Source organism: Pseudomonas sp. SD17-1, assembly GCF_029201585.1.
Classification (GTDB): domain Bacteria; phylum Pseudomonadota; class Gammaproteobacteria; order Pseudomonadales; family Pseudomonadaceae; genus Aquipseudomonas; species Aquipseudomonas palmensis.
The window spans coordinates 1080265-1103957 of sequence record NZ_CP104044.1; the positions used below are offsets into that span (position 1 = coordinate 1080265).

The window sequence follows — 23693 nt, forward strand, 5'->3', positions numbered from 1 at the left end:
TCGAACCTGACACACGTACAACAACTTGCAACTTGGAGTGCTAAATGAGCTTTCTGATTCCTGCCGCTTACGCGGACGCAGCAGCCCCGGCAGCTGCCGCCGGCCCAGCCGGTACCGGCTTCGAGTGGATTTTCCTGGTCGGCTTCCTGGTCATCTTCTACCTGATGATCTGGCGTCCACAGGCCAAGCGCGCCAAAGAGCAGAAGAACCTGCTGAGCAACCTGCAGAAAGGTGACGAAGTTGTCACCAACGGCGGTATTGCCGGCAAGATCGTCAAAGTGGCCGATGACTTCGTGGTGCTGGAAGTGTCCGACACCGTGGAACTGAAGTTCCAGAAGGGTGCTATTGCCGCGACCCTGCCCAAGGGCACGCTCAAAGCGATCTAAGTTTCAGATTTTCTACAATCGACGGGGCGCGCAAGGCGCCCCGCGTCTTGAACGGGCGGCGTGATGCTGAACAAATATCCTCTATGGAAATACGCACTGATCCTGGCGGTACTGGCGATCGGTTTTATTTATTCCGCTCCCAACCTCTACCCTGACGACGCGGCTATTCAGGTCAGTGGTGCCAGCACGGCGCTGCAGGTCAGCCAGGCCGACCTGGACCGTGCCACCAAGGCACTGGCCGACGCCGGTATCGCGGTCAAGGGTGCAAGCCTGGGCGAGAAGGGCAAGGGCGCACTGGTGCGTCTGGCCAAACAGGACGACCAACTGCCTGCCAAGGACGTTGTGCGCAAGGCGCTGGGTGACGACTACGTCGTTGCACTGAACCTGGCTCCGACCACTCCGCAATGGCTGCGCAACCTGGGTGCAAGCCCGATGAAGCTGGGCCTGGACCTGTCCGGTGGTGTGCACTTCCTGCTTGAAGTGGACATGGACAAGGCCATGGCGGCACGTCTGAAGGTGTACGAAGGCGAAGTCAAAAGCCTGCTGCGCAAGGAGCGTGTGCGCTACCGCAGCCTGCCGCAGCAAGATGGCGGCATTCAACTGGGCTTCTCCGATGACCAGTCCCGCGAACAGGCTCGCAGCCTGATCCGCAAGAATTTCAACGATTTCGAGCTGACCACCACCGAGCGTAACGGCCTGTCGGTGCTGCGTCTGGCGATTACCCCGGCCAAGGTCGCGGAAATCCGTGAATACTCGATCAAGCAGAACCTGACCACGGTACGTAACCGCGTCAACGAACTGGGTGTGGCCGAGCCACTGGTTCAGCGCCAGGGTGCCAACCGCATCGTGGTCGAGCTGCCAGGCGTGCAGGACACCGCAGAAGCCAAGCGTATCCTGGGCAAGACCGCGAACCTGGAGTTCCGTCTGGGTGCCGAGCCGGGTGCGTCCAAGGCCACTACCGAGACCTTCGAGTTCCGTGAGGGCGGTCGCCCACCGGCAGCGGTCGAGCGTGGCCTGATCATCACCGGTGACCAGGTCACCGACGCTCAGGCCAGCTTCGACGAGCAGGGTCGCCCGCAGGTGAACATCCGCCTGGATGGCCACGGCGGCGAACTGATGAGCCGCGCCACGCGCAGCAACGTCGGGCGCAGCATGGCGGTGATCTTCATCGAACAGCGTCCGGTTACCCGCTACGTCAAGCAGATGGTCGACGGTGTCGAGAAAGACGTGCCGGTGCAGTCGTTCGTGGAAGAGAAGCGCATCATCAGCCTGGCGACCATCCAGTCGCCACTGGGCAGCCAGTTCCGCATCACCGGCCTGAACGGCCAGGGTGAGTCGTCCGAGCTGGCCCTGCTGCTGCGTGCCGGTGGTCTGGCGGCGCCGATGTACTTCGCCGAAGAACGTACCATTGGCCCGAGCCTGGGTGCCGACAACATCACCAAGGGTATCGATGCATCGCTGTGGGGCATGCTGTTCGTGTCGCTGTTCATCATGGCCATCTACCGTGCCTTCGGCCTGATCGCCACCATCGCCCTGGCGGGCAACATGGTGCTGCTGCTGGCGCTGATGTCGCTGCTGGGGGCTACGCTGACCCTGCCGGGCATTGCCGGTATCGTGCTGACCATGGGTATGGCGGTCGACGCCAACGTACTGATCTTCTCGCGCATACGTGAAGAACTGGCCAATGGCATGTCGGTGCAGCGCGCCATCCACGAAGGCTTCAACCGTGCCTACACCGCGATCGTCGATGCCAACCTGACCACCCTGCTGGTGGGCGGCATCCTGTTCGCCATGGGTACCGGTCCGGTCAAGGGCTTCGCGGTTACCATGTCCCTCGGGATTTTCACCTCGATGTTCACGGCCGTCATGGTCACCCGCGCAATGGTCAACCTGACCTGCGGTGGGCGGGATATCAAGAAGTTGTGGGTATAAGGGGCTGCCATGTTACGTACCATTAACTTCATGGGTGTGCGGAACGTCGCGTTCGGCGTCACCCTGCTGCTGACTGTGCTGGCACTGTTCAGCTGGTTCTACAAAGGGCTCAACTTCGGCCTGGACTTCACTGGCGGTACGCTCATCGAGCTGACCTACGAGCGCCCGGCCAACCTTGGCGAGGTTCGTGAAGAGCTGGTCAGGTCCGGCTTCCACGATGCCGTGGTGCAGAGCTTCGGTGCTACCACCGACCTGCTGGTGCGCATGCCGGGCGACGACCCGATGCTGGGCAACAAGGTGGCCGAGGCGCTGCAGAAGATCAGCACCGACAACCCGGCCACGGTCAAGCGTGTCGAGTTCGTCGGCCCGCAGGTGGGCGAGGAACTGCGTGACCAGGGCGGCCTGGGCATGCTGCTGGCGCTGGGCGGCATCCTGGTCTACCTGGCCTTCCGCTTCCAGTGGAAGTTTGCGGTGGGCGCCATCCTGTCGCTGGTGCACGACGTGATCGTGACCATGGGCATCCTGTCGTTCTTCCAGATCACCTTCGACCTGACGGTGCTGGCGGCGGTGCTGGCGATCATCGGCTACTCGCTCAACGACACCATCGTGGTGTTCGACCGGGTACGGGAAAACTTCCGCGTGATGCGCAAGGCTTCGCTGATCGAGAACATCAACGTCTCGACCACCCAGACCCTGCTGCGTACCGTGGCCACCTCGGTGTCCACCTTGCTGGCGATCGCGGCACTGCTGTTCTTCGGTGGTGACAACCTGTGGGGCTTCTCGCTGGCACTGTTCATCGGTGTAATGGCCGGTACCTACTCGTCGATCTACATCGCCAACGTGGTGCTGATCTGGCTGAACCTGAACAGTGAAGACCTGATCCCGCCGGTGAAAACCGAGGGTGTGGACGAGCGTCCATAAGGCTTTTTGCCACTGTCCTGAGCGGTACAAGAAGGCGCGAGTATTGAACTCGCGCCTTTTTTTATGCTCCAAGGCTGGGAGAAGCGCGGGCGTGTTCCCGCAGGTAAATCAGGAGGTTCACGTGAACAAGTCAATGCTGGTGGGTGCGGTGCTGGGGGCTGTCGGTGTCACTGCCGGAGGTGCCGTGGCTACCTACAGCTTGGTCAAGGGCGGGCCGCAATACGCGCAGGTGACGTCGGTGCAGCCGGTCAAGCAGACCGTCAAGACGCCACGGGAAGTCTGCAAGGATGTCACGGTGACCCGTCAGGCGCCGGTGAAGGATCAACACCAGATCGCCGGTACCGTGCTGGGCGCCGTGGCAGGTGGGTTGCTGGGTAACCAGATCGGCGGCGGCAATGGCAAGAAGATCGCGACCGTGGCCGGTGCCGTCGGTGGTGGCTATGCCGGCAACAAGGTGCAGGAAGGCATGCAGAACCGCGATACCTACACCACCACGCAAACCCGCTGCAACACGGTCAATGACCTGAGCGAGAAGGTGGTGGGGTACGACGTGAAGTATTCGATTGGCGACAAGGCCGGGCAGGTGCGCATGGAGCGCGACCCGGGTTCGCAGATCCCGCTGGACGAGAATGGCAAGCTGGTACTGACGCAGGCACAGCCTGGGCAGTGATGGCCCTTTCGCCGGCAAGGCGGGCTCCTACAAAGCCATGCGCAACCTGTAGGCGCCGGCCTTGCCGGCGAAGAGGCCCGAAAGCCAGCCACAAAAAAGCACCCCGAAGGGTGCTTTTTTATTGCCCGGCTGAAACTCAGCGCTTCAGCGAGGCCGGCAGGTGCGGCTGGATCGCCGTCAACACCGCCTTGAAGCACTTGATGTTGCCGGCAACGATGTGGCCCTTCTCGAGGAAGTCATGACCACCGGTGAAGTCGCTCACCAGGCCGCCCGCTTCCTGGATCAGCAGTGCGCCTGCCGCCATGTCCCACTCGCTCAGGCCCGACTCCCAGAACGCATCGAAGCGGCCGGCGGCCACATAGGCCAGGTCCAGGCTCGCGGCGCCGGCGCGGCGGATGCCGGCGGTCTGGCCGACCAGGGCACGGAACATGCCCAGGTAGTTGTCCAGGCCATCCATCTGGTTGTCACGGAACGGGAAGCCGGTACCCAGCAGGGCGCCGTCCAGGCTGGTGCGACCGCTGACGCGCAGGCGGCGACCATTGAGCTGGGCGCCACGGCCACGGCTGGCGGTGAATTCTTCCTGGCGTACCGGGTCGAGGACCACGGCGTGTTCCAGGCGGCCGCGGTACTTGCACGCGATGCTCACGGCAAAGTGAGGGACGCCACGCAGGAAGTTGGTGGTACCGTCGAGCGGGTCGATGACCCACAGGTAGTCCTTGCCTTCTTCGCCGTTGCCAGCATGCAGGCCGGTTTCTTCACCGTAGATGGAGTGGTTCGGGTACGCCTTGCGCAGGGCGTCGACGATGACTTTTTCCGCCGCGCGGTCGACTTCGGAGACGTAATCCTTGGCGTCTTTCTCATCTACCTTGATGGTATCCAGGCGCTCGATGGAGCGGAAAATCAATTCACTGGCGCTGCGGGCGGCGCGCAGCGCGATATTCAGCATGGGCTGCATGGACGTTTCACCTGGGTCGTTAAAGAAAGCCGAACATTCTAGCAGAAAACTTTGAACGAAGAAGGGCGACATTTGCTTTCATAGCGTAATGCCGGTCGCTTCTGTAAGATTTGCTCCCTTCCTTCCGTGTCTGTGAGCCGTGCCCGTGCTGCCAAGAATTCGTGTCGTCCTGGTCAATACCAGTCACCCCGGCAATATCGGCGGGGCTGCGCGCGCCATGAAGAACATGGGCCTGTCGCGCCTGGTGCTGGTCGAGCCGAACGACTTTCCTTCCCACGAGGCCAGTGCCCGTGCCTCCGGCGCCGATGACGTGCTGGCGGGTGCCGAGGTGGTGGCCACGCTCGAGGATGCGCTGGTGGGCTGCACCCTGGTGGTGGGCACCAGTGCCCGCGACCGGCGCATCCCGTGGCCCCTGCTCGATCCGCGCGAATGCGGCGCCAAGGTCGTCGAGCAGGCAGGCGAGGGTGCCGAGGTGGCGCTGGTGTTCGGCCGTGAACATGCCGGCCTGACCAACGACGAGCTGCAGCGATGTCATTATCACGTGCATATCCCGTCCAACCCGGATTTCAGTTCGCTGAATCTGGCGGCTGCGGTCCAGGTCCTGGCCTATGAAGTGCGCATGGCCTGGCTGGCAGCCGACGGGCAGGCGTCGAAAGTCGAGAAGGTCGAAGTGGCCTCGGTGCGCAGCGCAGAGCTGGCGACCATGGACGAAATGGAGCTGTTCTACCAGCACCTGGAGTCCGCGCTGGTGGACATCGGCTTTCTCGACCCGACCAAGCCCAAGCACCTGATGCCGCGTTTGCGTCGCCTGTACGGGCGCAGCGCGGTGAGTCGATCGGAAATAAGCATTTTGCGCGGCATCCTCACCGAAACCCAGAAAGCGGCCCGGGGCGATGCGCACAAGCGGAAGGATCAGTAAATGTTCGAGCGTCTGCGTGAAGATATCCAAAGCGTTTTCCACCGTGACCCGGCGGCGCGCAATGCCTTTGAAGTGCTGACCTGCTACCCGGGCATGCATGCGATCTGGCTGCACCGCGCGGCGCATGCCCTGTGGGTACGGGACTGGAAGTGGCTGGCGCGGCTGGTGTCCAACTTCGGTCGCTGGATGACCGGCATCGAGATTCACCCCGGTGCAAAGGTAGGCCGGCGCTTCTTCATCGACCACGGCATGGGCATCGTGATCGGCGAAACCGCCGAGATCGGCGATGACGTGACCCTGTACCAGGGCGTGACCCTGGGCGGCACCAGCTGGAACAAGGGCAAGCGCCACCCGACCCTGGAGGACGGCGTGGTGGTGGGGGCCGGCGCCAAGGTGCTGGGCCCGTTCACCGTGGGCGCGGGGGCCAAGATCGGCTCCAATGCGGTGGTCACCAAGGCGGTGCCGGCCGGCGCCACGGCGGTGGGCATCCCGGGGCGTATCATCGTCAAGTCCGACGCCGAGCAGGAGGCCCGGCGCAAGGCCATGGCCGAGAAGATCGGCTTCGACGCCTACGGCGTGAGCGAAGACATGCCCGACCCGGTGGCCCGCGCCATCGGCCAGTTGCTCGACCACCTGCAAGCGGTGGACGGGCGCCTGGAGGACATGTGCGGTGCGCTCAAGAACCTGGGTAGCGACTACTGCGCCAAGGAACTGCCGGCCCTGCGTGACGAAGACTTCGCGGACGTGAAGGCCGACGCCCGCAGCGACGCGTCGACGCATTGACAGAAGGGCGTGCGCTGGCGCGCCCGACTTTGCTACACTCTGCGCCGCCTCTCAGGCGCAATCCCGACTAAAGCAGTAGGTCTTATAGTTGACTTAAATGCTCGGGAATCGCATACTCGCACACATCCCGTAACTCCCGTGGTACCAAATAGCCATGCGACTGACTACAAAAGGCCGATACGCCGTGACTGCCATGCTTGACCTGGCGTTGCACGCGCAAAACGGGCCGGTGTCCCTGGCCGACATTTCCGAGCGCCAAGGCATCTCACTTTCCTATCTGGAGCAGCTGTTTGCCAAGCTGCGTCGCAGCAGTCTGGTCTCCAGTGTGCGCGGTCCAGGCGGCGGCTACCAGCTGTCGCGCGTGATGGAAAGCATCCAGGTAGCCCAGGTGATCGATGCGGTCAACGAATCGGTCGACGCTACACGCTGCCAGGGCCTGGGTGATTGCCACGCTGGCGATACCTGCCTGACCCACCACTTGTGGTGTGATCTCAGCCAGCAGATTCACGAATTTCTGAGCGGTATCAGCCTGGCTGACCTTGTTACTCGCCGTGAGGTGCAAGAAGTCGCCCAGCGTCAGGACCTGCGCCGCATGGCGGGCCGGACACCGCATCTGGACAAGATTGAGACATCCGCCGTCGAATGACCGTTTCGACTGTGCGATGAGCCCGCCTGATAGGAGATATTCAATGAAGTTGCCGATCTACCTCGATTACTCCGCGACCACCCCGGTCGACCCACGTGTCGCCCAGAAGATGAGCGATTGCCTGCTGGTCGACGGGAACTTCGGTAACCCGGCCTCGCGTTCCCACGTCTTTGGCTGGAAAGCCGAAGAAGCGGTCGAGAACGCTCGCCGCCAGGTCGCCGACCTGGTCAACGCCGACCCGCGGGAAATTGTCTGGACCAGTGGTGCCACCGAGTCCGACAACCTGGCAATCAAGGGCGTCGCGCACTTCTACGGCACCAAGGGCAAGCACCTGATCACCTCCAAGATCGAGCACAAGGCCGTTCTGGACAGCACCCGTCAGCTGGAGCGTGAAGGCTTCGAAGTCACCTACATCGAGCCGGGCGCCGATGGCCTGATCACCCCGGCCATGGTCGAGGCAGCCCTGCGTGAAGACACCATCCTGGTGTCGATCATGCACGTGAACAACGAAATCGGCACCATCAACGACATCGCCGCCATCGGCGAACTGACCCGCTCGCGTGGCGTCATGTTCCACGTCGATGCCGCACAGTCCACCGGCAAGGTCGAGATCGACCTGCAGAAGCTGAAGGTCGACCTGATGTCGTTCTCGGCGCACAAGACCTACGGCCCCAAAGGCATCGGCGCGCTGTACGTCAGCCGCAAGCCGCGCGTGCGTCTTGAAGCCACCATGCACGGCGGCGGTCACGAGCGCGGCATGCGTTCGGGCACCCTGGCTACCCACCAGATCGTCGGCATGGGCGAAGCCTTCGCCATCGCCAAGGAGCTGATGGCCAGCGAGAACCTGCGCATCAAGGCCCTGAGCGACCGCTTCTACAAGCAGGTCGAGAACCTTGAAGAGCTGTACATCAACGGCAGCATGACCGCGCGTATTCCGCACAACCTGAACCTGAGCTTCAACTACGTCGAAGGCGAGTCGCTGATCATGGCCCTCAAGGACCTGGCAGTGTCTTCGGGTTCGGCGTGCACCTCGGCATCGCTCGAGCCGTCCTACGTGCTGCGCGCCCTGGGCCGCAACGACGAACTGGCGCACAGCTCGATCCGCTTCACCTTCGGTCGCTTCACCACCGAAGAAGAAATCGACTACGCCGCGCAGAAGGTCTGCGAGGCCGTGACCAAGCTGCGCGAATTGTCGCCGCTGTGGGATATGTACAAAGACGGCGTCGACATCTCCAAGATCGAGTGGGCTGCGCACTAAGTAGTCGCCAGCAAGAGCGGCTCTCTGATGAGGAAGGAATAGCACCATGGCTTACAGTGAAAAGGTCATCGACCACTACGAAAACCCACGCAACGTCGGCAAGATGAATGCCGAGGACCCGGATGTCGGTACCGGCATGGTCGGCGCGCCTGCGTGCGGCGACGTGATGCGCCTGCAGATCAAGGTCAACGAGCAGGGCGTCATCGAAGATGCCAAGTTCAAGACCTACGGCTGTGGTTCGGCCATCGCTTCCAGCTCCCTCGCTACCGAGTGGATGAAGGGCAAGACCCTGGACGAAGCCGAAACCATCAAGAACACCCAGCTGGCCGAAGAACTGGCGTTGCCGCCGGTGAAGATCCACTGCTCGGTACTCGCCGAGGACGCCATCAAGGCGGCCGTGCGCGATTACAAGCAGAAGAAAGGTTTGCTCTAAGTTCGCCTGTTGCAGGTAAGGAGTCTCGATGGCTATCAGCATGACAGAAGCCGCCGCCAACCACGTGCGGCGCTCCCTCGAAGGACGCGGCAAGGGTGACGGCATTCGCCTGGGCGTTCGCACCACCGGCTGCTCGGGCCTGGCCTACGTGCTGGAGTTCGTCGACGCGCCGGACAGCGAGGACCAGGTGTTCGAAAGTCACGGCGTCAAGGTGATCATCGACCCGAAAAGCCTGGTGTACCTGGACGGAACCGAACTGGATTTCGTCAAGGAAGGGTTGAACGAAGGCTTCAAGTTCAACAATCCCAACGTGCGCGGTGAGTGTGGCTGCGGCGAAAGCTTCAACGTCTGAGGCTGCGCGTGGGTACTCCTTGTCATTTCGCCCTGTTTGACCTGCAGCCGGGCTTTCGCCTGGACCTCGACAAGCTGGCCGCACGCTATCGCGAGCTGGCCCGCGAGGTTCACCCGGACCGCTTCGCCGATGCCCCCGAGCGTGAACAGCGCCTGGCGCTGGAGCGCTCGGCCGGCCTCAACGATGCCTACCAGACCCTCAGGAGTGCGCCCAAGCGGGCGCGCTACCTGTTGGCGATGGGGGGCCACGAAGTGCCGCAGGAAGTCACTGTCCACGACCCCGAGTTCCTCTTCCAGCAGATGCAATGGCGAGAAGAGCTCGAAGACCTGCAGGACAGTGCCGACCTCGATGGCGTGGCCGCGTTCAAGCGCCGCCTGAAGGTCGCCCAGGAAGCACTCAACGAGGACTTCGCCGCCTGCTGGGAGGATGCTGCGCAGCGTGAACAGGCCGAGCGCCTGATGCGCCGCATGCAGTTCCTCGACAAGCTCGCCTATGAAGTGCGCCAGCTGGAAGAGCGCCTCGACGATTAACCCGGTGGCGCCGCTGGCGACACCCCTGGTATCAGATAAGCATGGCCCTACTGCAGATCGCCGAACCCGGTCAGACGCCACAGCCCCATCAGCGCCGCCTGGCCGTGGGCATTGACCTTGGCACCACCAATTCGCTGGTCGCTGCATTGCGCAGCGGCATTTCCGAACCGCTGCCAGACGCCGAGGGCCGGGTCATCCTGCCGTCGGCGGTGCGCTATCACGCCAACCATGTCGACGTGGGCTACAGTGCCCGTGACGCGGCCTCCAGCGACCCGCTGAACACCGTGCTGTCGGTCAAGCGCCTGATGGGGCGCGGCCTGGCCGACGTCAAGCAACTGGGCGAGCAACTGCCCTACCGCTTTGTCGGCGGCGAGTCGCACATGCCGTTCATCGACACGGTGCAAGGCCCGAAAAGCCCGGTGGAAGTCTCGGCCGACATTCTCAAGGTGCTGCGCCAGCGCGCCGAAGCCACCCTGGGTGGCGAGCTGGTCGGCGCGGTGATCACCGTGCCGGCGTACTTCGACGACGCTCAGCGCCAGGCCACCAAGGACGCTGCGCGCCTGGCCGGGCTGAACGTGCTGCGCCTGCTCAACGAACCGACCGCTGCGGCTGTGGCCTATGGCCTGGACCAGAACGCCGAAGGCGTGGTGGCCATCTATGACCTGGGCGGCGGCACCTTCGACATTTCCATCCTGCGCCTGACCGGCGGTGTGTTCGAAGTGATGGCCACCGGCGGCGACAGCGCCCTGGGCGGCGATGACTTCGACCATGCGGTGGCCGGCTGGATCATCGAGCAGGCGGGCCTGTCTGCCGACCTCGACCCCGGCACCCAGCGTCAACTGCTGCAAGCTGCCTGTGCGGCCAAGGAAGCGTTGACCAACAGCGATGTCGTGTCCGTGAGCCATGGTACCTGGCAGGGCGAGCTGACCCGTGCCGGCTTCGACGCGCTGATCGAACCGATGGTGGCGCGCAGCCTCAAGGCCTGTCGCCGCGCCGTGCGCGACAGTGGCATCGAGCTGGATGAAGTCGAAGCCGTGGTCATGGTCGGTGGTTCCACTCGCGTGCCGCGTGTGCGCGAGGCGGTGGGCGCGCTGTTCGGGCGTACCCCGCTGACCGAGATCGACCCCGATCAGGTGGTGGCCATCGGCGCCGCGATCCAGGCCGATACCCTGGCCGGCAACAAGCGCGACGGCGGCGAACTGCTGCTGCTCGACGTGATTCCGCTGTCCCTGGGGCTGGAAACCATGGGCGGGTTGATGGAGAAGGTGATCCCGCGCAACACCACCATCCCGGTTGCCCGTGCCCAGGAATTCACCACGTACAAGGACGGCCAGTCGGCCATGATGATCCACGTGCTGCAGGGTGAGCGTGAGCTGATCAGCGACTGCCGCTCCCTGGCGCGCTTCGAACTGCGCGGCATTCCGGCCATGGTGGCCGGTGCGGCGAAGATTCGCGTCACCTTCCAGGTCGACGCCGACGGCCTGCTCAGCGTTTCGGCGCGCGAGCTGGGCTCGGGTGTGGAATCGAGCATTCAGGTCAAGCCGTCCTACGGCCTGACCGACGGCGAGATCACTCGCATGCTCAAGGACTCCTTCGAACATGCCGGCTACGACAAGGTGGCGCGCCAGCTGCGCGAGCACCAGGTCGACGCCGAGCGTCTGCTCGAAGCGGTGCAGGGCGCGCTGGACGCCGATGGCGAGCGCCTGCTGGACGCCGAAGAGCGCCTGGCGATCGAACAACAGATGCAAGACTTGCGTGATTTGATGAACGGTACCGATGGCGCCGCCATCGAGCAGCAGACCAAGCGTCTGTCGCAAGTGACCGATGCCTTTGCCGCCCGTCGCCTTGATTCGACGGTAAAAGCCGCTTTGGCCGGGCGCAACCTGAATGAGATCGAGGAGTAACTGATGCCGCAGGTGATTTTTCTGCCCCACGAGAAGTTCTGTCCGGACGGAATGGTGGTGGAGGCCGAAACCGGTAAGTCCATCCTTGAAGTGGCCCATGACAACCACATCGAGATCGAAAGCGCCTGCGGCGGCGTCTGCGCCTGCACCACGTGCCACTGCGTGATCCGCGAGGGTTTCAACTCGCTGAACGAGGCCGACGAGCTGGAAGAGGACTACCTCGACCGCGCCTGGGGCCTGGAGCCCACGTCGCGCCTGACCTGCCAGGCCAAGGTCGGCACCGAGGACGTGACCGTCGAGATCCCGAAATACTCGCTCAACCACGCCGCCGAAGCGCCGCACTGACCGTTGGAGTCATCATGAGCCTGAAATGGGTTGATGTACTTGAAATTGCAATTCAGCTTGCCGAAAGCAAGCCGCAAGTCGATCCTCGCTACGTGAATTTCGTCGAACTGAGCCGCTGGGTGCAGGCCCTGCCCGACTTCAGCGACGATCCGAACCGTGGCGGAGAGAAGGTGCTTGAAGCCATTCAGGCCGCCTGGATCGAAGAAGCCGACTGAGCGCACTCGGCAGGTTAGGCAATCCCCCGGAACCCGCGTATAATTCGCGGGTTTAATTTTTCGCTTCACTTACTGTTTCTGGAGTTACACCATGGCTGTTCAACGTACTTTCTCCATCATCAAGCCTGACGCCGTTGCCAAGAACGTGATCGGCGAGATCACCACCCGTTTCGAAAAAGCCGGCCTGCGCGTCGTTGCCTCGAAACTCAAGCAACTGTCCAAAGCCGAAGCCGAAGGCTTCTACGCCGAGCACAAAGAGCGCGGCTTCTTCGGTGACCTGGTTGCCTTCATGATCTCCGGCCCGGTCGTTGTACAGGTTCTGGAAGGCGAAAACGCCATCGCTCTGAACCGTGAGCTGATGGGCGCCACCAACCCTAAAGAAGCTGCTGCCGGTACCATCCGTGCCGACTTCGCCGAGTCGATCGACGCCAACGCCGTTCACGGTTCGGACTCCGAAGCCGCTGCTGCTCGCGAAATCTCGTACTTCTTCGCAGCTACCGAGGTAACCGCTCGCTAAGCGACAGCTTACGAGTGAGGGTGAATCCATGACGACATCGACTGGTAAAACTAACCTGTTGGGCCTGACCCAGCCGGAAATGGAAAAATTCTTCGAGTCCATCGGGGAGAAGCGTTTCCGTGCCGGCCAGGTAATGAAATGGATTCACCACTTTGGCGTCGATGATTTCGACGCCATGACGAATGTCGGCAAGGCCCTGCGCGAGAAGCTCAAGGCCGTTGCCGAGATTCGCGGCCCCGAAGTGGTCAGCGAGGACATATCCAGCGACGGCACCCGCAAGTGGGTGGTGCGCGTGGCGTCCGGCAGCTGCGTCGAGACCGTGTACATCCCCCAGGGCAAGCGTGGCACCCTGTGTGTCTCGTCCCAGGCCGGTTGCGCCCTGGACTGCAGTTTCTGCTCCACCGGCAAGCAAGGATTCAACAGCAACCTCACCGCCGCCGAAGTGATCGGCCAGGTGTGGATTGCCAACAAGTCGTTCGGCAGCATTCCCGCCACCATCGACCGCGCCATCACCAACGTGGTGATGATGGGCATGGGTGAGCCGCTGCTCAACTTCGACAACGTGGTCGCCGCCATGCACCTGATGATGGACGACCTGGGCTACGGCATTTCCAAGCGCCGTGTGACCCTGTCCACCTCCGGCGTGGTGCCGATGATCGACCAGCTGGCCAAGCACATCGACGTGTCCCTGGCGCTGTCGCTGCACGCACCCAACGACGCCCTGCGCAACGAGCTGGTACCGATCAACAAGAAGTACCCGCTCAAGATGCTGCTCGAGTCGTGCATGCGCTACATGGCCGAACTCGGCGAGAAGCGTGTGCTGACCATCGAGTACACCCTGCTCAAGGACGTCAACGACAAGCTCGAGCACGCGGTCGAGATGGTCGAGCTGCTCAAGAACATCCCGTGCAAGATCAACCTGATTCCGTTCAACCCGTTCCCGCACTCCGGCTACGAGCGTCCGAGCAACAACGCGATCCGCCGCTTCCAGGACCACCTGCACCAGGCCGGCTACAACGTTACCGTGCGCACCACCCGTGGCGAGGACATCGACGCGGCCTGTGGTCAGCTGGTGGGGCAGGTGATGGACCGCACGCGCCGCAGTGAGCGCTATATCGCGGTACGGCAGCTCAATGCCGACGCCGATATGCCGCAAACCGGCGCGGCGGGCAACTGAGGCCGACATGGGCCTGCGCGCCGCGCTGCCAACCCTGTTGCTGACGCTGCTTGCCGGCTGCGTCGGCAGCGGCAGTTCCGACCCGCTGCAAAGCGGCAAGGGGCGCGAAGAGGCACGCCAGGCCTATGTGCAACTGGGCCTGGGTTATTTGCAACAAGGTTTGACCGAACGCGCCAAGGTGCCGCTGAAAAAGGCCCTTGAACTGGACGCTCGCGACCCGGCAGCCAATGCCGCGCTGGCCCTGGTGTTCCAGCGCGAGGACGAGCCGGCGCTGGCCGAGGGGTATTACCGCAAGGCCCTGGCTGCCAACCCCGACGACCCCCGTATTCGCAACAATTTCGGCAGTTTCCTGTATGCACAGGGGCGCTATGCCCAGGCGCAGCAGATGTTTCGCCAAGCGGCGGCCGATACCCTGTATCCTGAACGCTCCCGGGTTTTCGAGAACCTTGGCCTGACCGCCATCAAGCTGGGTCAGCGCGAGCAGGCGCGTGAACACCTGCAAAAGGCTTTACGGCTCAACCAGCAGCAACCGCGCGCGTTGCTCGAAATGGCTGAGTTGTCTTACGAAGACAGGCATTATGTGCCGGCGCGCGACTACTACGATCGTTTCAGCCAGCTGAGCGATCACGGCCCCCGCAGCCTGCTGCTGGGTTCGCGCCTGGCAACTGTATTCGAAGAACCTGACAAGGCCGCCGAACTGGGCGTGCAATTACAACGACTTTATCCCGGTACGCCGGAATATCAGCAATACCTGTCGGAGCAATGATGAAAGCGGCGCATCCCGAAGTAGCAGCAGCGACTCGCCAGAATCCCGGTGAGACCTTGCGTCAGGCCCGTGAAAGCAAGGGCTTGTCGCAGGCCGAAGTGGCCCGCAAGCTCAACCTGACCGTGAGTTCCCTGAACAATCTTGAAACCGGCGCGTTCGACAAGCTGCCAGGGCATACCTTCGCCCGCGGCTATATCCGTGCCTACGCCAAGCTGTTCGAGATGGACCAGGCCGAACTGGTGCTGGCCTTCGACCAGGCCACCGGCAGCAATTCCCAGGGCAGCGACGTGCATGCGCTGGGGCGTATCGAAGAGCCGGTACGCCTGTCGCACAACATCCTGCGCATCGTCAGCCTGTTGCTGCTGATCCTGGTGATCGGCGGTGGCTTCTTCTGGTGGCAGGACCAGACCAGCCTGCGCGGCAAGGACCTGGCCAGCCTGGCCATGGAACACGTCGAGGTCGAGAGCGCCGACGGTACCACCCAGATCCACCCGCTGGACGAGCCTGAAGACCAGGCCGTGGCCCAAAGCCAGGAAGCGCCGGCTGCCAGCGCACCGGCCGAGCAGGCCCAGCCTGCCACCGACGAGGCTGCCGCACAGGCCCCGGCCGCCAGCAACCCGGCGCCAGCTGCGCCTGCCGCACCCGTAGCCCCGGCTCCCGTAGCGCCGGCCCCTGCGGCCAGCGCCCCGGCTGTGGCTGCCGCCCCTGCGCCTGCCAACCCCGCCACCCCCGCTGCGCCAGCGGCTGCACCGGCTGCCGGCAGCGCCTCGTTGCACATGCAGTTCGTTGCCGATTGCTGGACTTCGGTCACCGACGGCAACGGCAAGGTGCTGGTCAATGCCACCAAGCGCAAGGGCGAGACCCTCGAGCTCACCGGCAAGCCGCCGTTCGCGGTACGCCTGGGCTTTGCCCGTGGCGCACAGATCAGTTTCAACGGCCAGCCCGTCGACGTGGCGCCGTTCACCAGTGGCGAGACTGCTCGCCTGAAGTTGGGACAATAAGTCATGCACGGCGAATCTCCGATCAAACGTCGCGAATCGCGCAAAATCTGGGTAGGTAATGTGCCTGTCGGCGGCGATGCACCCATCGCCGTCCAGAGCATGACCAACACCGACACCAACGACGTCGATGCCACCGTCGCACAGATCACCCGCCTGGTGGATGCCGGCGTCGACATCGTGCGCGTCTCGGTACCGGACATGGACGCGGCCGAAGCCTTCGGCCGCATCAAGCAGCGGGTCAGCGTGCCGCTGGTGGCCGATATCCACTTCGACTACCGCATCGCCTTGCGCGTGGCCGAGCTGGGTGTGGACTGCCTGCGCATCAACCCCGGCAACATCGGCCGTGAAGACCGCGTGCGCGCGGTGGTGGATGCCGCGCGTGATCGCGGCATCCCTATCCGTATCGGCGTCAACGCCGGCTCCCTGGAAAAGGACCTGCAGAAGAAGTACGGCGAGCCCACCCCGGCGGCCCTGGTCGAGTCGGCCATGCGTCACGTGGAGCACCTCGATCGCCTGGACTTCCAGGACTTCAAGGTCAGCGTGAAGGCCTCCGACGTGTTCATGGCCGTCGAGGCCTATCGCCTGCTGGCCAAGCAGATCGTGCAGCCGCTGCACCTGGGCATCACCGAAGCCGGCGGCCTGCGCTCGGGCACGGTGAAATCGGCCGTGGGCCTCGGTATGCTGCTTGCCGAAGGGATTGGCGATACTATCCGCATCTCGCTTGCCGCCGACCCGGTCGAGGAAGTGAAGGTCGGCTACGACATCCTCAAGTCGCTGCACCTGCGTTCGCGTGGCATCAACTTCATCGCCTGCCCGAGCTGCTCGCGGCAGAACTTCGATGTGGTCAAGACCATGAACGAGCTAGAAGGGCGCCTCGAAGACCTGCTGGTACCGCTGGACGTGGCGGTGATCGGCTGTGTGGTCAACGGCCCCGGCGAAGCCAAGGAAGCCCACGTGGGGCTCACCGGCGGCACGCCGAACCTGATCTACATCGATGGCAAGCCGGCGCAGAAGCTGACCAATGACAACCTGGTGGATGAGCTGGAAAAACTCATCCGCCAGAAAGCGGCCGAGAAGGCCGAGGCCGACGCGGCAGTGATTGCCCGCGGTTGACCGACACCGATTTCGTTAAGGATTTACCGTGAGCAAATCGCTGCAAGCCATTCGTGGCATGAACGACATCCTGCCCGAGCAGACCCCGCTGTGGCGCTATTTCGAGAGCACCGTGGCCGGCCTGCTGGACACCTACGGCTATCGCCAGATCCGCACCCCGATCGTCGAGCCGACCGAGCTGTTCAAGCGCTCCATCGGTGAAGTGACCGACATCGTCGAAAAAGAGATGTACACCTTCGCCGACCGCAACGGCGACTCCCTGACCCTGCGCCCCGAAGGCACCGCCGCCTGTGTGCGCGCCGTGCTCGAACACGGCATCAGCGGTGGTGGCCAGGTGCAGAAGCTCTGGTACATCGGCCAGATGTTCCGCCACGAGCGCCCGCAGAAGGGCCGCTATCGCCAGTTCCACCAGATCGGCCTGGAGGTGTTCAACCTCGATGGCCCGGACATCGACGCCGAGCTGATCGTGCTCACCTGGCGCCTGTGGGGCCTGCTGGGCATCCGCGATGCGGTCAAGCTCGAACTCAACAGCCTGGGTACCAGCGAAGCCCGCGGCCGTTACCGTGACGCGCTGGTCGAGTTCCTCTCGGCGCGCCTGGAGCAACTGGACGAAGACAGCCAACGTCGCCTCAAGACCAACCCGCTGCGCATCCTCGACAGCAAGGACGCCAACACCCAGGCGGCGCTGGTGGGTGCACCGAAGCTCGAAGACTACCTGGACGAAGAATCGCGCGTGCACTTCGAGGGCCTCAAGGCTCGTCTGGACGCCGCCGGCATTCCGTTCGTGATCAACACCAAGCTGGTGCGTGGCCTGGACTACTACAGCAAGACCGTGTTCGAGTGGGTCACCGACAAGCTCGGGTCCCAGGGCACCGTATGTGCCGGTGGCCGCTACGACGGCCTGGTCGAGCAGATGGGCGGCAAGCCGACCCCGGGCGTGGGTTTTGCCATGGGCATCGAGCGTCTGCTGCTGCTGATCGAGACCCTGGGCCAGGTGCCCGAGTCGATTTCGCGTCAGATCGACGTCTACCTGTGCGCCTTTGGCGAACAGGCCGAACTCGCCGGGCTGGCCCTGAGCGAGCGTCTGCGTGACCGCCTGCCGGGCTTGCGCCTGCAGGTCAATGCCGGTGGCGGCAGCTTCAAGAGCCAGTTCAAGAAGGCCGACAAGAGCAACGCTCTGTATGCCTTGATCCTGGGGGACGACGAACTGGCGCAACAAGTGGTAGGTTTCAAACCCCTGCGTGGTCAGGGCGAACAACAAAACATTGCCTGGGATGCTCTGGCCGAGCACCTGGAAGCTTCCCTCGCGCAGGCGTGAAGCGGGTCAACAGCCGATTTGGTGAAAAGGAGTATTGGGGTGTCGAGTAGCGATGATGAACAACTGGCCGCATTCAAGGATTGGTGGCAGCGCAACGGCAAACCACTGCTGACCGGTGGCCTGTTGGCGCTGGTGGTAGTGTTGGGCTGGCAGACCTGGCAGAAGTACCAGGGCAACCAGTCCCAAGGTGCTTCGAACCTTTATCAGGCCCTGCTTGAAACCACCCTGACGCCGACCGGCCAGCCGGACATGGCCCAGGTCGCGGACCTGTCGGGCAAGCTCAAGAGCGAGTTCGGCGGCACGGCCTACGCGCAGTACGCCAGCCTGTTCGTGGCCAAGGTCGCGGTCGAGAGCGGCAAGCTCGACGACGCCGCCAGCGAACTGAAAAGCGTGCTCGACAAGCCGGCCGACGCCACCCTGGGCGAAATTGCCCGTCAGCGCCTGGCCCGTGTACTGGCCGCGCAGAACAAGGTCGATGACGCCCTGAAGCTGCTCGATGGCGATGCCGACAAGGCCTTCCTGGCCAGCCGTGAAGAACTCAAGGGCGACCTGCTGGTACAGCTGGGTCGCGCCGATGATGCTCACGCCGCGTATCAGAAGGCCAAGGCCGCGCTGTCGGATGACGCCGCGATCGGTGGCCTGCAACTCAAGCTCGACGACCTTGCCAAAGGGGATGCGTGACGTGATCGGTTGGAAACATGCAGCAGTGCTGGCCGTGGCCCTTCTGGCCGTTGGTTGCAGCAGCAACAGCAAAAAGGAACTGCCGCCGGCCGAGCTGACCAAGTTCACCGAAGAGGTGGTACTGAAGAAGCAGTGGAGCCGTTCGATCGGTGACGGCCAGGGCGAGAGCTTCAACATGCTCGTCCCGGCCATCGAGAACGACCGCATCTACGCCGCCGATGTGACCGGCGTGGTGATGGCGCTGGACCGCATGAACGGCGACGTGATCTGGAAGAAAGACCTCGACATGCCGGTATCCGGTGCGGTGGGTGTCGGCTACGGCCTGGTCATGCTCGGCACCCTCAAGGGTGAAGTGATCGCCATGGATGCCAGCACCGGCGAAGAAAAGTGGCGTGCGCGGGTCACCAGTGAAGTACTGGCGCCCCCGGCGACCAACGGTGACGTGGTGGTGGTGCAGACCCAGGACGATCGCGTGATCGGCCTGGATGCCAGCACCGGCGACCGCCGCTGGATCTACGAAAGCACCCCGGCTGTACTGACCCTGCGCGGTACCGGTGCGCCGATCGTGACCAACCGCCTGGCCGTGGCCGGCCTCTCGACCGGCAAGGTCGTGGCGCTGGACACCCAGAACGGCGTGCCGGTCTGGGAGCAACGCGTTGCCGTTCCGCAAGGGCGTTCCGAGCTGGACCGCGTGGTGGATATCGACGGCGGCCTGCTGCTGTCGGGCGGTGTGCTGTACGTGGCCAGCTACCAGGGGCGCGTCGCCGGCCTCGAGCTGGAAAGCGGTCGCGTGCTGTGGCAGCGCGATGCCTCCAGCTACGCCGGTGTGGCCCAGGGCTTTGGCAACGTCTACGTGAGCCTGGCGTCCGGTACGGTCGAAGGCATCGACGAGCGTTCTTCGTCGGCGCTGTGGAGCAACGACTCGCTGGCCCGTCGCCAGCTGTCGGCACCGGAAGTGTTCTCCAGCTACGTGGCCGTGGGTGACCTGGAAGGTTACCTGCACCTGCTGAGCCAGGTGGACGGCCGCTTCGTGGGTCGCGAGCGCATCGACAGCGATGGCCTGCGTGCACGCCCGCTGGTGGTAGGTGACATGATTTATGTGTTTGGCAACAGCGGCAAACTCGAGGCGCTGACCATTCGCTGAGTCTATGCTTGAGGCCTGCGGGCCTCGGGCTGCGGCGCCTTCGGGGCGCCGCCCGAACTCCGGCCGCTGCACTGCAGCGGCCTTTGTATTTTTTGAATTCAAGCAGTGGAGAGCCGCATGGTTCCCGTAATCGCCCTGGTGGGCCGACCGAACGTCGGCAAATCTACAATGTTCAACCGCCTGACCAGGACCCGCGATGCCATCGTTGGCGACCTGTCTGGCCTGACCCGTGACCGTCAATATGGCGAGGCGCGCTGGCAAGGGCGCTCCTACATCCTGGTCGACACCGGTGGTATCTCCGGTGACGAACATGGCATGGACGAAAAAATGGCCGAGCAGTCGCTGCTGGCCATCGAAGAAGCCGATGTGGTGCTGTTCCTGGTCGATGCCCGTGCCGGTCTGACCGCTGCCGACCAGATGATTTCCGAGCACCTGCGCAAGCGCAACAAGCGCTCGTTCCTGGTGGCCAACAAGATCGACAACATCGACCCGAACACCGCCATTGCCGAGTTCGCACCGTTGGGTATGGGCAACGCCATCGGCGTGGCCGGCGCCCAGGGCCGTGGCGTGAACAACCTGCTCGAGGCTGTGCTCAGCGACTTCCCGCGGGACAAGGAAGAAGAAGAGATCGACATGAACGTCGCCGAGGGCGAGGAAGCCGTGCGCATTCCTGGCCCCAGCGAGAAGGATGGCATCAAGATCGCCATCATCGGTCGCCCCAACGTCGGCAAGTCGACCCTGGTCAACCGCATGCTCGGTGAAGACCGTGTGATCGTGTACGACCAGCCCGGCACCACCCGCGACAGCATCTACATTCCCTTCGAGCGCAATGACGAGAAGTACACGCTGATCGACACCGCCGGTGTGCGCAAGCGCGGCAAGATCCACGAGGAAGTCGAAAAGTTCTCGGTGGTCAAGACCCTGCAGGCGATCAAGGACGCCAACGTGGTGATCTTCGTCATGGATGCCCGCGAAGGCGTGGTGGACCACGACCTGAACCTGCTGGGCTTCGCCCTGGAAGCCGGTCGCGCCATCGTGATCGCGCTCAACAAGTGGGATGGCATGCAGCCGGGCGAGCGTGACTACGTGAAGACCGAGCTGGAACGACGGCTGTTCTTCGTCGACTTCGCCGACATTCACTTCATTTCGGCACTGCACGGCACTGGCGTGGGCAACCTGTACCAGTCGGTGCAGAACTCGTTCAAGTCGGCGGTCACCCGCTGGCCGACCAGCCGCCTGACCCAGATCCTCGAAGACGCGGTCAGCGAGCACCAGCCGCCGATGGTCAACAGCCGTCGCATCAAGCTGCGCTATGCCCACCTGGGGGGTGCCAACCCGCCGATCATCGTGATCCACGGCAACCAGGTGGAGAAGGTGCCCAAGTCCTACTCGCGCTACCTGGAAAACACCTACCGCCGTGTGCTCAAGCTGGTCGGTACGCCGATTCGCATCGAGTACAAGGGTGGCGAGAACCCGTACGAAGGCAACAAGAACACCCTGACCGACCGCCAGGTCAACAAGAAGCGCCGCCTGATGTCGCACCACAAGAAGTCGGCCAAGAAGCGCAAGGACAAGCGCTGATGGTGCGGGAGCCGGCCTTGCCGGCGAAACGGGCAGCGCGGATCAACTGAACCGCGCTTACCCTTTCGCCAGCAACGCTGGCTCCTACAACCTGGCGGTCCAATCCGCTATGCTCGGAGCCTGACCGCGCAGGAAAGAGGGCTCCATGATCAGCAGCAAGTTGCCGAACGTCGGCACCACCATCTTTACCACCATGTCCCAGCTCGCCGTGCAAACCGGCGCCCTGAACCTGTCCCAGGGCTTTCCCGATTTCAACGGCCCGCAAGCGCTGCTGGACGCGGTAGGGCGGCACATCAGTGCCGGCCACAACCAGTATTCCCCCATGACCGGCCTGCCGGCCCTGCGTCAGCAGGTAGCGGCCAAGGTCGCTCGCCAGTATGGCGTGACGGTCGATGCCGACCACGAGGTGACCATCACCCCCGGCGCCACGGCCGCGATCTTCTGCGCCATCCACGCGGTGATCCGCCCCGGCGACGAAGTCATCGTCTTCGACCCCTGCTACGACAGCTACGAACCCGCCGTGGAACTGGCCGGTGGCCGTTGCGTGCACGTGCAACTGGGCGCCGACAGCTTTGCCATCGACTGGCAGAAACTCAGCGATGCGCTGAGCCCGCGTACCCGCATGATCGTCATCAACTCGCCGCACAACCCCAGCGGCGCGCTGATTACCCGTGCCGAGCTGGACCAGCTGGCGGCGCTGATCGCCGACCGTGACATCTTTGTGCTCAGCGACGAGGTGTACGAGCACCTGGTGTACGACGGCGCGCGCCACGCCAGCGTGCTGGCCCACGAGGCCCTGTACGCGCGGGCCTTCGTGGTCAGTTCGTTCGGCAAGACCTACCACGTGACCGGCTGGAAGACCGGCTATGTGATCGCGCCGCCAGCCCTGAGTGCCGAGTTGCGCAAGGTGCATCAGTACGTCAACTTCTGCGGCGTGACGCCGCTGCAGTGGGCGCTGGCCGATTTCATGGCCGAGCACCCGGAACATGTCGAAGAGCTGCCGGCGTTCTACCAGGCCAAGCGCGACCTGTTCTGTGGCCTGCTGCAAGGCTCTCGCTTCCAGTTCAAGCCGGTGGCCGGTACGTATTTCCAGCTGGTGGACTATTCGGCGATTCGCCCGGACCTCGACGACGTGCAGATGTCGGTATGGCTGACCCGCGAACACGGCGTGGCGACCATTCCGGTGTCGGTGTTCTACCAGCAACCCATTCCCGAGCAGCGCCTGGTGCGCCTGTGTTTCGCCAAACGCGAGGAGACGCTGCGTCAGGCAGCGGAAAAACTATGCGCGATCTGAGTACATTGCCCAACCTGACCGTGGCGCTGGTGCAGACCAGCCTGGCCTGGCAGGACCGCATGGCCAACTACGAGCATTTCGAGGTGCTGCTGGAGCAGGCCCGCGGCGCGGACCTGATCATCCTGCCGGAGATGTTCACCACCGGTTTTTCGATGGACTCCGAAAGCCTGGCCGAGCCGGAAAACGGCCCCACCTACAAATGGCTCAAGAGCCAGGCCAGGAAGCTCGATGCCGTGGTGACCGGCAGCGTGATCATCCAGGCCGAGGACGGCAGCCACCGCAACCGCCTGCTGTGGGCGCGCCCGGACGGCGAGATCCTGTTCTACGACAAGCGCCACCTGTTCCGCATGGCCGGCGAGCACAAGCACTACACCCCCGGCGAGCGCCAGGTGCAGTTCGAGCTCAAGGGGTGGCGGGTGCGCCCGCTGATCTGCTACGACCTGCGCTTCCCGGTGTGGAGCCGCGATGCACAGGACACCGACCTGCTGCTGTACACCGCCAACTGGCCGGCGGCACGGCGCCTGCACTGGAACCGCCTGCTGCCGGCACGGGGCATCGAGAACCTGTGCTACGTGGCGGCGGTGAACCGCGTGGGCACCGATGGCAAGGGCTTTGGTTACAGCGGCGACAGCCAGGTGCTGGACTTCCAGGGCGAGAGCCTGCTCAGTGCCGGCGAGGCCGACGGCGTGTTCACCGTGGTGCTGAGTGCGGCGGACCTGGCTGCGTACCGCACGCGGTTTCCGGCCAACCTGGATGCCGATACCTTCGACCTGCACTGACCCCTTCGCCGGCAAGGCCGGCGCCTACGGGCATCCACCAGCCCCGTAGGCGCCGGCCTTGCCAGCGAAGAGT

The 23693-nt window shown here is 63.6% G+C and carries 26 protein-coding genes; 25 read left to right on the forward strand and 1 reads right to left on the reverse strand.

Annotation, left to right across the window (positions count from 1 at the left end; all coding sequences use genetic code 11):
• Positions 1-44: 44 nt before the first annotated feature.
• From yajC to N0B28_RS04790, 4 genes are all read left to right on the forward strand, one after another.
• Entirely contained in the window at positions 45-386 is a 342-nt protein-coding gene (gene yajC / locus N0B28_RS04775; RefSeq protein ID WP_043864455.1) for a preprotein translocase subunit YajC, read from the forward strand.
• Between the two features lie 63 nt (positions 387-449).
• A complete protein-coding gene (gene secD / locus N0B28_RS04780) occupies positions 450-2318 on the forward strand; it encodes a protein translocase subunit SecD (protein WP_054916607.1) in 1869 nt (622 codons plus the stop codon).
• A gap of 9 nt (positions 2319-2327) precedes the next feature.
• Positions 2328-3239, forward strand: a complete 912-nt coding sequence (gene secF / locus N0B28_RS04785) for a protein translocase subunit SecF (RefSeq protein ID WP_043864457.1) — start codon at positions 2328-2330, stop codon at positions 3237-3239.
• Positions 3240-3360: 121 nt separating this feature from the next.
• Positions 3361-3909, forward strand: coding sequence for a glycine zipper 2TM domain-containing protein (locus tag N0B28_RS04790; RefSeq protein ID WP_043864458.1), 549 nt, complete (start codon positions 3361-3363; stop codon positions 3907-3909).
• Positions 3910-4045: 136 nt separating this feature from the next.
• Here the strand turns inward: N0B28_RS04790 and suhB are convergent, their stop codons facing one another.
• Positions 4046-4864, reverse strand: a complete 819-nt coding sequence (gene suhB / locus N0B28_RS04795; RefSeq protein ID WP_043864459.1) for an inositol-phosphate phosphatase — start codon at positions 4862-4864, stop codon at positions 4046-4048.
• A 145-nt stretch (positions 4865-5009) separates the two neighbouring features.
• Between suhB and trmJ the strand changes: the two genes are divergently transcribed.
• The 21 genes from trmJ (at position 5010) to N0B28_RS04900 (ending at position 23620) form a co-directional block, all read left to right on the forward strand.
• A complete protein-coding gene (gene trmJ / locus N0B28_RS04800; RefSeq protein WP_043864460.1) occupies positions 5010-5783 on the forward strand; it encodes a tRNA (cytosine(32)/uridine(32)-2'-O)-methyltransferase TrmJ in 774 nt (257 codons plus the stop codon).
• Positions 5784-6566 carry a serine O-acetyltransferase gene (gene cysE, locus N0B28_RS04805; protein ID WP_054916605.1) on the forward strand — a complete coding sequence of 261 codons (783 nt, stop codon included), beginning with the start codon at positions 5784-5786 and terminating at the stop codon, positions 6564-6566.
• Positions 6567-6720: 154 nt separating this feature from the next.
• Entirely contained in the window at positions 6721-7212 is a 492-nt protein-coding gene (iscR, locus tag N0B28_RS04810) for a Fe-S cluster assembly transcriptional regulator IscR (protein ID WP_043864462.1), read from the forward strand.
• Positions 7213-7255: 43 nt separating this feature from the next.
• Entirely contained in the window at positions 7256-8470 is a 1215-nt protein-coding gene (locus N0B28_RS04815) for an IscS subfamily cysteine desulfurase (RefSeq protein ID WP_043864463.1), read from the forward strand.
• A gap of 46 nt (positions 8471-8516) precedes the next feature.
• Positions 8517-8903: a Fe-S cluster assembly scaffold IscU gene (gene iscU, locus N0B28_RS04820; protein WP_002552476.1), complete on the forward strand. Its 387-nt coding sequence runs from the start codon at positions 8517-8519 to the stop codon at positions 8901-8903.
• A gap of 28 nt (positions 8904-8931) precedes the next feature.
• Positions 8932-9255, forward strand: a complete 324-nt coding sequence (iscA, locus tag N0B28_RS04825) for an iron-sulfur cluster assembly protein IscA (protein WP_043864464.1) — start codon at positions 8932-8934, stop codon at positions 9253-9255.
• An 8-nt stretch (positions 9256-9263) separates the two neighbouring features.
• The gene (gene hscB, locus N0B28_RS04830) at positions 9264-9785 is read left to right on the forward strand and encodes a co-chaperone HscB (RefSeq protein ID WP_043864465.1); all 522 of its coding nucleotides are present in this window, start codon (positions 9264-9266) and stop codon (positions 9783-9785) included.
• A gap of 41 nt (positions 9786-9826) precedes the next feature.
• Positions 9827-11689, forward strand: coding sequence for a Fe-S protein assembly chaperone HscA (gene hscA, locus N0B28_RS04835; RefSeq protein ID WP_236176998.1), 1863 nt, complete (start codon positions 9827-9829; stop codon positions 11687-11689).
• A 3-nt stretch (positions 11690-11692) separates the two neighbouring features.
• On the forward strand, positions 11693-12034 hold the full coding sequence (gene fdx, locus N0B28_RS04840) for an ISC system 2Fe-2S type ferredoxin (protein ID WP_043864467.1): 342 nt from the start codon (positions 11693-11695) through the stop codon (positions 12032-12034).
• A 14-nt stretch (positions 12035-12048) separates the two neighbouring features.
• Positions 12049-12249: a Fe-S cluster assembly protein IscX gene (gene iscX / locus N0B28_RS04845; protein ID WP_054916604.1), complete on the forward strand. Its 201-nt coding sequence runs from the start codon at positions 12049-12051 to the stop codon at positions 12247-12249.
• Between the two features lie 91 nt (positions 12250-12340).
• Positions 12341-12766 (forward strand): nucleoside-diphosphate kinase, encoded by a 426-nt coding sequence (ndk, locus tag N0B28_RS04850; protein ID WP_043864469.1) that lies wholly within the window; start codon positions 12341-12343, stop codon positions 12764-12766.
• A gap of 28 nt (positions 12767-12794) precedes the next feature.
• On the forward strand, positions 12795-13943 hold the full coding sequence (gene rlmN / locus N0B28_RS04855) for a 23S rRNA (adenine(2503)-C(2))-methyltransferase RlmN (protein ID WP_054916603.1): 1149 nt from the start codon (positions 12795-12797) through the stop codon (positions 13941-13943).
• A gap of 7 nt (positions 13944-13950) precedes the next feature.
• Positions 13951-14709 carry a type IV pilus biogenesis/stability protein PilW gene (gene pilW, locus N0B28_RS04860; RefSeq protein WP_043864471.1) on the forward strand — a complete coding sequence of 253 codons (759 nt, stop codon included), beginning with the start codon at positions 13951-13953 and terminating at the stop codon, positions 14707-14709.
• On the forward strand, positions 14709-15710 hold the full coding sequence (locus N0B28_RS04865; RefSeq protein ID WP_275730656.1) for a RodZ domain-containing protein: 1002 nt from the start codon (positions 14709-14711) through the stop codon (positions 15708-15710). The genes pilW and N0B28_RS04865 overlap by 1 nt, the downstream gene beginning before the upstream one ends.
• A 3-nt stretch (positions 15711-15713) precedes the next feature.
• Entirely contained in the window at positions 15714-16823 is a 1110-nt protein-coding gene (gene ispG / locus N0B28_RS04870) for a flavodoxin-dependent (E)-4-hydroxy-3-methylbut-2-enyl-diphosphate synthase (protein ID WP_043862521.1), read from the forward strand.
• 28 nt (positions 16824-16851) lie between these two features.
• Positions 16852-18141: a histidine--tRNA ligase gene (gene hisS / locus N0B28_RS04875; protein WP_054916601.1), complete on the forward strand. Its 1290-nt coding sequence runs from the start codon at positions 16852-16854 to the stop codon at positions 18139-18141.
• 39 nt (positions 18142-18180) lie between these two features.
• On the forward strand, positions 18181-18822 hold the full coding sequence (locus tag N0B28_RS04880) for a tetratricopeptide repeat protein (protein WP_043862519.1): 642 nt from the start codon (positions 18181-18183) through the stop codon (positions 18820-18822).
• On the forward strand, positions 18815-19966 hold the full coding sequence (gene bamB, locus N0B28_RS04885; protein WP_275730661.1) for an outer membrane protein assembly factor BamB: 1152 nt from the start codon (positions 18815-18817) through the stop codon (positions 19964-19966). Before N0B28_RS04880 ends, bamB begins: the two co-directional genes overlap by 8 nt.
• A gap of 117 nt (positions 19967-20083) precedes the next feature.
• Positions 20084-21547, forward strand: a complete 1464-nt coding sequence (gene der / locus N0B28_RS04890) for a ribosome biogenesis GTPase Der (protein ID WP_043862517.1) — start codon at positions 20084-20086, stop codon at positions 21545-21547.
• 145 nt (positions 21548-21692) lie between these two features.
• Positions 21693-22841, forward strand: a complete 1149-nt coding sequence (locus N0B28_RS04895) for a pyridoxal phosphate-dependent aminotransferase (protein WP_275730665.1) — start codon at positions 21693-21695, stop codon at positions 22839-22841.
• Entirely contained in the window at positions 22829-23620 is a 792-nt protein-coding gene (locus N0B28_RS04900; protein ID WP_043862515.1) for an amidohydrolase, read from the forward strand. The genes N0B28_RS04895 and N0B28_RS04900 overlap by 13 nt, the downstream gene beginning before the upstream one ends.
• Positions 23621-23693: the final 73 nt, after the last annotated feature.

Bases quoted from the DNA above. Each gene is read 5' to 3' on its own strand.
- iscU (WP_002552476.1), top strand. From the start codon at position 8,517: ATGGCTTACAGTGAAAAGGTCATCGACCACTACGAAAACCCACGCAAC.
- N0B28_RS04815 (WP_043864463.1), top strand. From the start codon at position 7,256: ATGAAGTTGCCGATCTACCTCGATTACTCCGCGACCACCCCGGTCGAC.
- pilW (WP_043864471.1), top strand. From the start codon at position 13,951: ATGGGCCTGCGCGCCGCGCTGCCAACCCTGTTGCTGACGCTGCTTGCC.
- iscA (WP_043864464.1), top strand. From the start codon at position 8,932: ATGGCTATCAGCATGACAGAAGCCGCCGCCAACCACGTGCGGCGCTCC.
- ndk (WP_043864469.1), top strand. From the start codon at position 12,341: ATGGCTGTTCAACGTACTTTCTCCATCATCAAGCCTGACGCCGTTGCC.
- fdx (WP_043864467.1), top strand. From the start codon at position 11,693: ATGCCGCAGGTGATTTTTCTGCCCCACGAGAAGTTCTGTCCGGACGGA.
- iscR (WP_043864462.1), top strand. From the start codon at position 6,721: ATGCGACTGACTACAAAAGGCCGATACGCCGTGACTGCCATGCTTGAC.
- yajC (WP_043864455.1), top strand. From the start codon at position 45: ATGAGCTTTCTGATTCCTGCCGCTTACGCGGACGCAGCAGCCCCGGCA.
- secF (WP_043864457.1), top strand. From the start codon at position 2,328: ATGTTACGTACCATTAACTTCATGGGTGTGCGGAACGTCGCGTTCGGC.
- hscA (WP_236176998.1), top strand. From the start codon at position 9,827: ATGGCCCTACTGCAGATCGCCGAACCCGGTCAGACGCCACAGCCCCAT.
- suhB (WP_043864459.1), bottom strand. From the start codon at position 4,864: ATGCAGCCCATGCTGAATATCGCGCTGCGCGCCGCCCGCAGCGCCAGT.
- bamB (WP_275730661.1), top strand. From the start codon at position 18,815: ATGCGTGACGTGATCGGTTGGAAACATGCAGCAGTGCTGGCCGTGGCC.
- cysE (WP_054916605.1), top strand. From the start codon at position 5,784: ATGTTCGAGCGTCTGCGTGAAGATATCCAAAGCGTTTTCCACCGTGAC.
- N0B28_RS04900 (WP_043862515.1), top strand. From the start codon at position 22,829: ATGCGCGATCTGAGTACATTGCCCAACCTGACCGTGGCGCTGGTGCAG.
- N0B28_RS04895 (WP_275730665.1), top strand. From the start codon at position 21,693: ATGATCAGCAGCAAGTTGCCGAACGTCGGCACCACCATCTTTACCACC.
- secD (WP_054916607.1), top strand. From the start codon at position 450: ATGCTGAACAAATATCCTCTATGGAAATACGCACTGATCCTGGCGGTA.
- rlmN (WP_054916603.1), top strand. From the start codon at position 12,795: ATGACGACATCGACTGGTAAAACTAACCTGTTGGGCCTGACCCAGCCG.
- der (WP_043862517.1), top strand. From the start codon at position 20,084: ATGGTTCCCGTAATCGCCCTGGTGGGCCGACCGAACGTCGGCAAATCT.
- ispG (WP_043862521.1), top strand. From the start codon at position 15,714: ATGCACGGCGAATCTCCGATCAAACGTCGCGAATCGCGCAAAATCTGG.
- N0B28_RS04865 (WP_275730656.1), top strand. From the start codon at position 14,709: ATGAAAGCGGCGCATCCCGAAGTAGCAGCAGCGACTCGCCAGAATCCC.
- iscX (WP_054916604.1), top strand. From the start codon at position 12,049: ATGAGCCTGAAATGGGTTGATGTACTTGAAATTGCAATTCAGCTTGCC.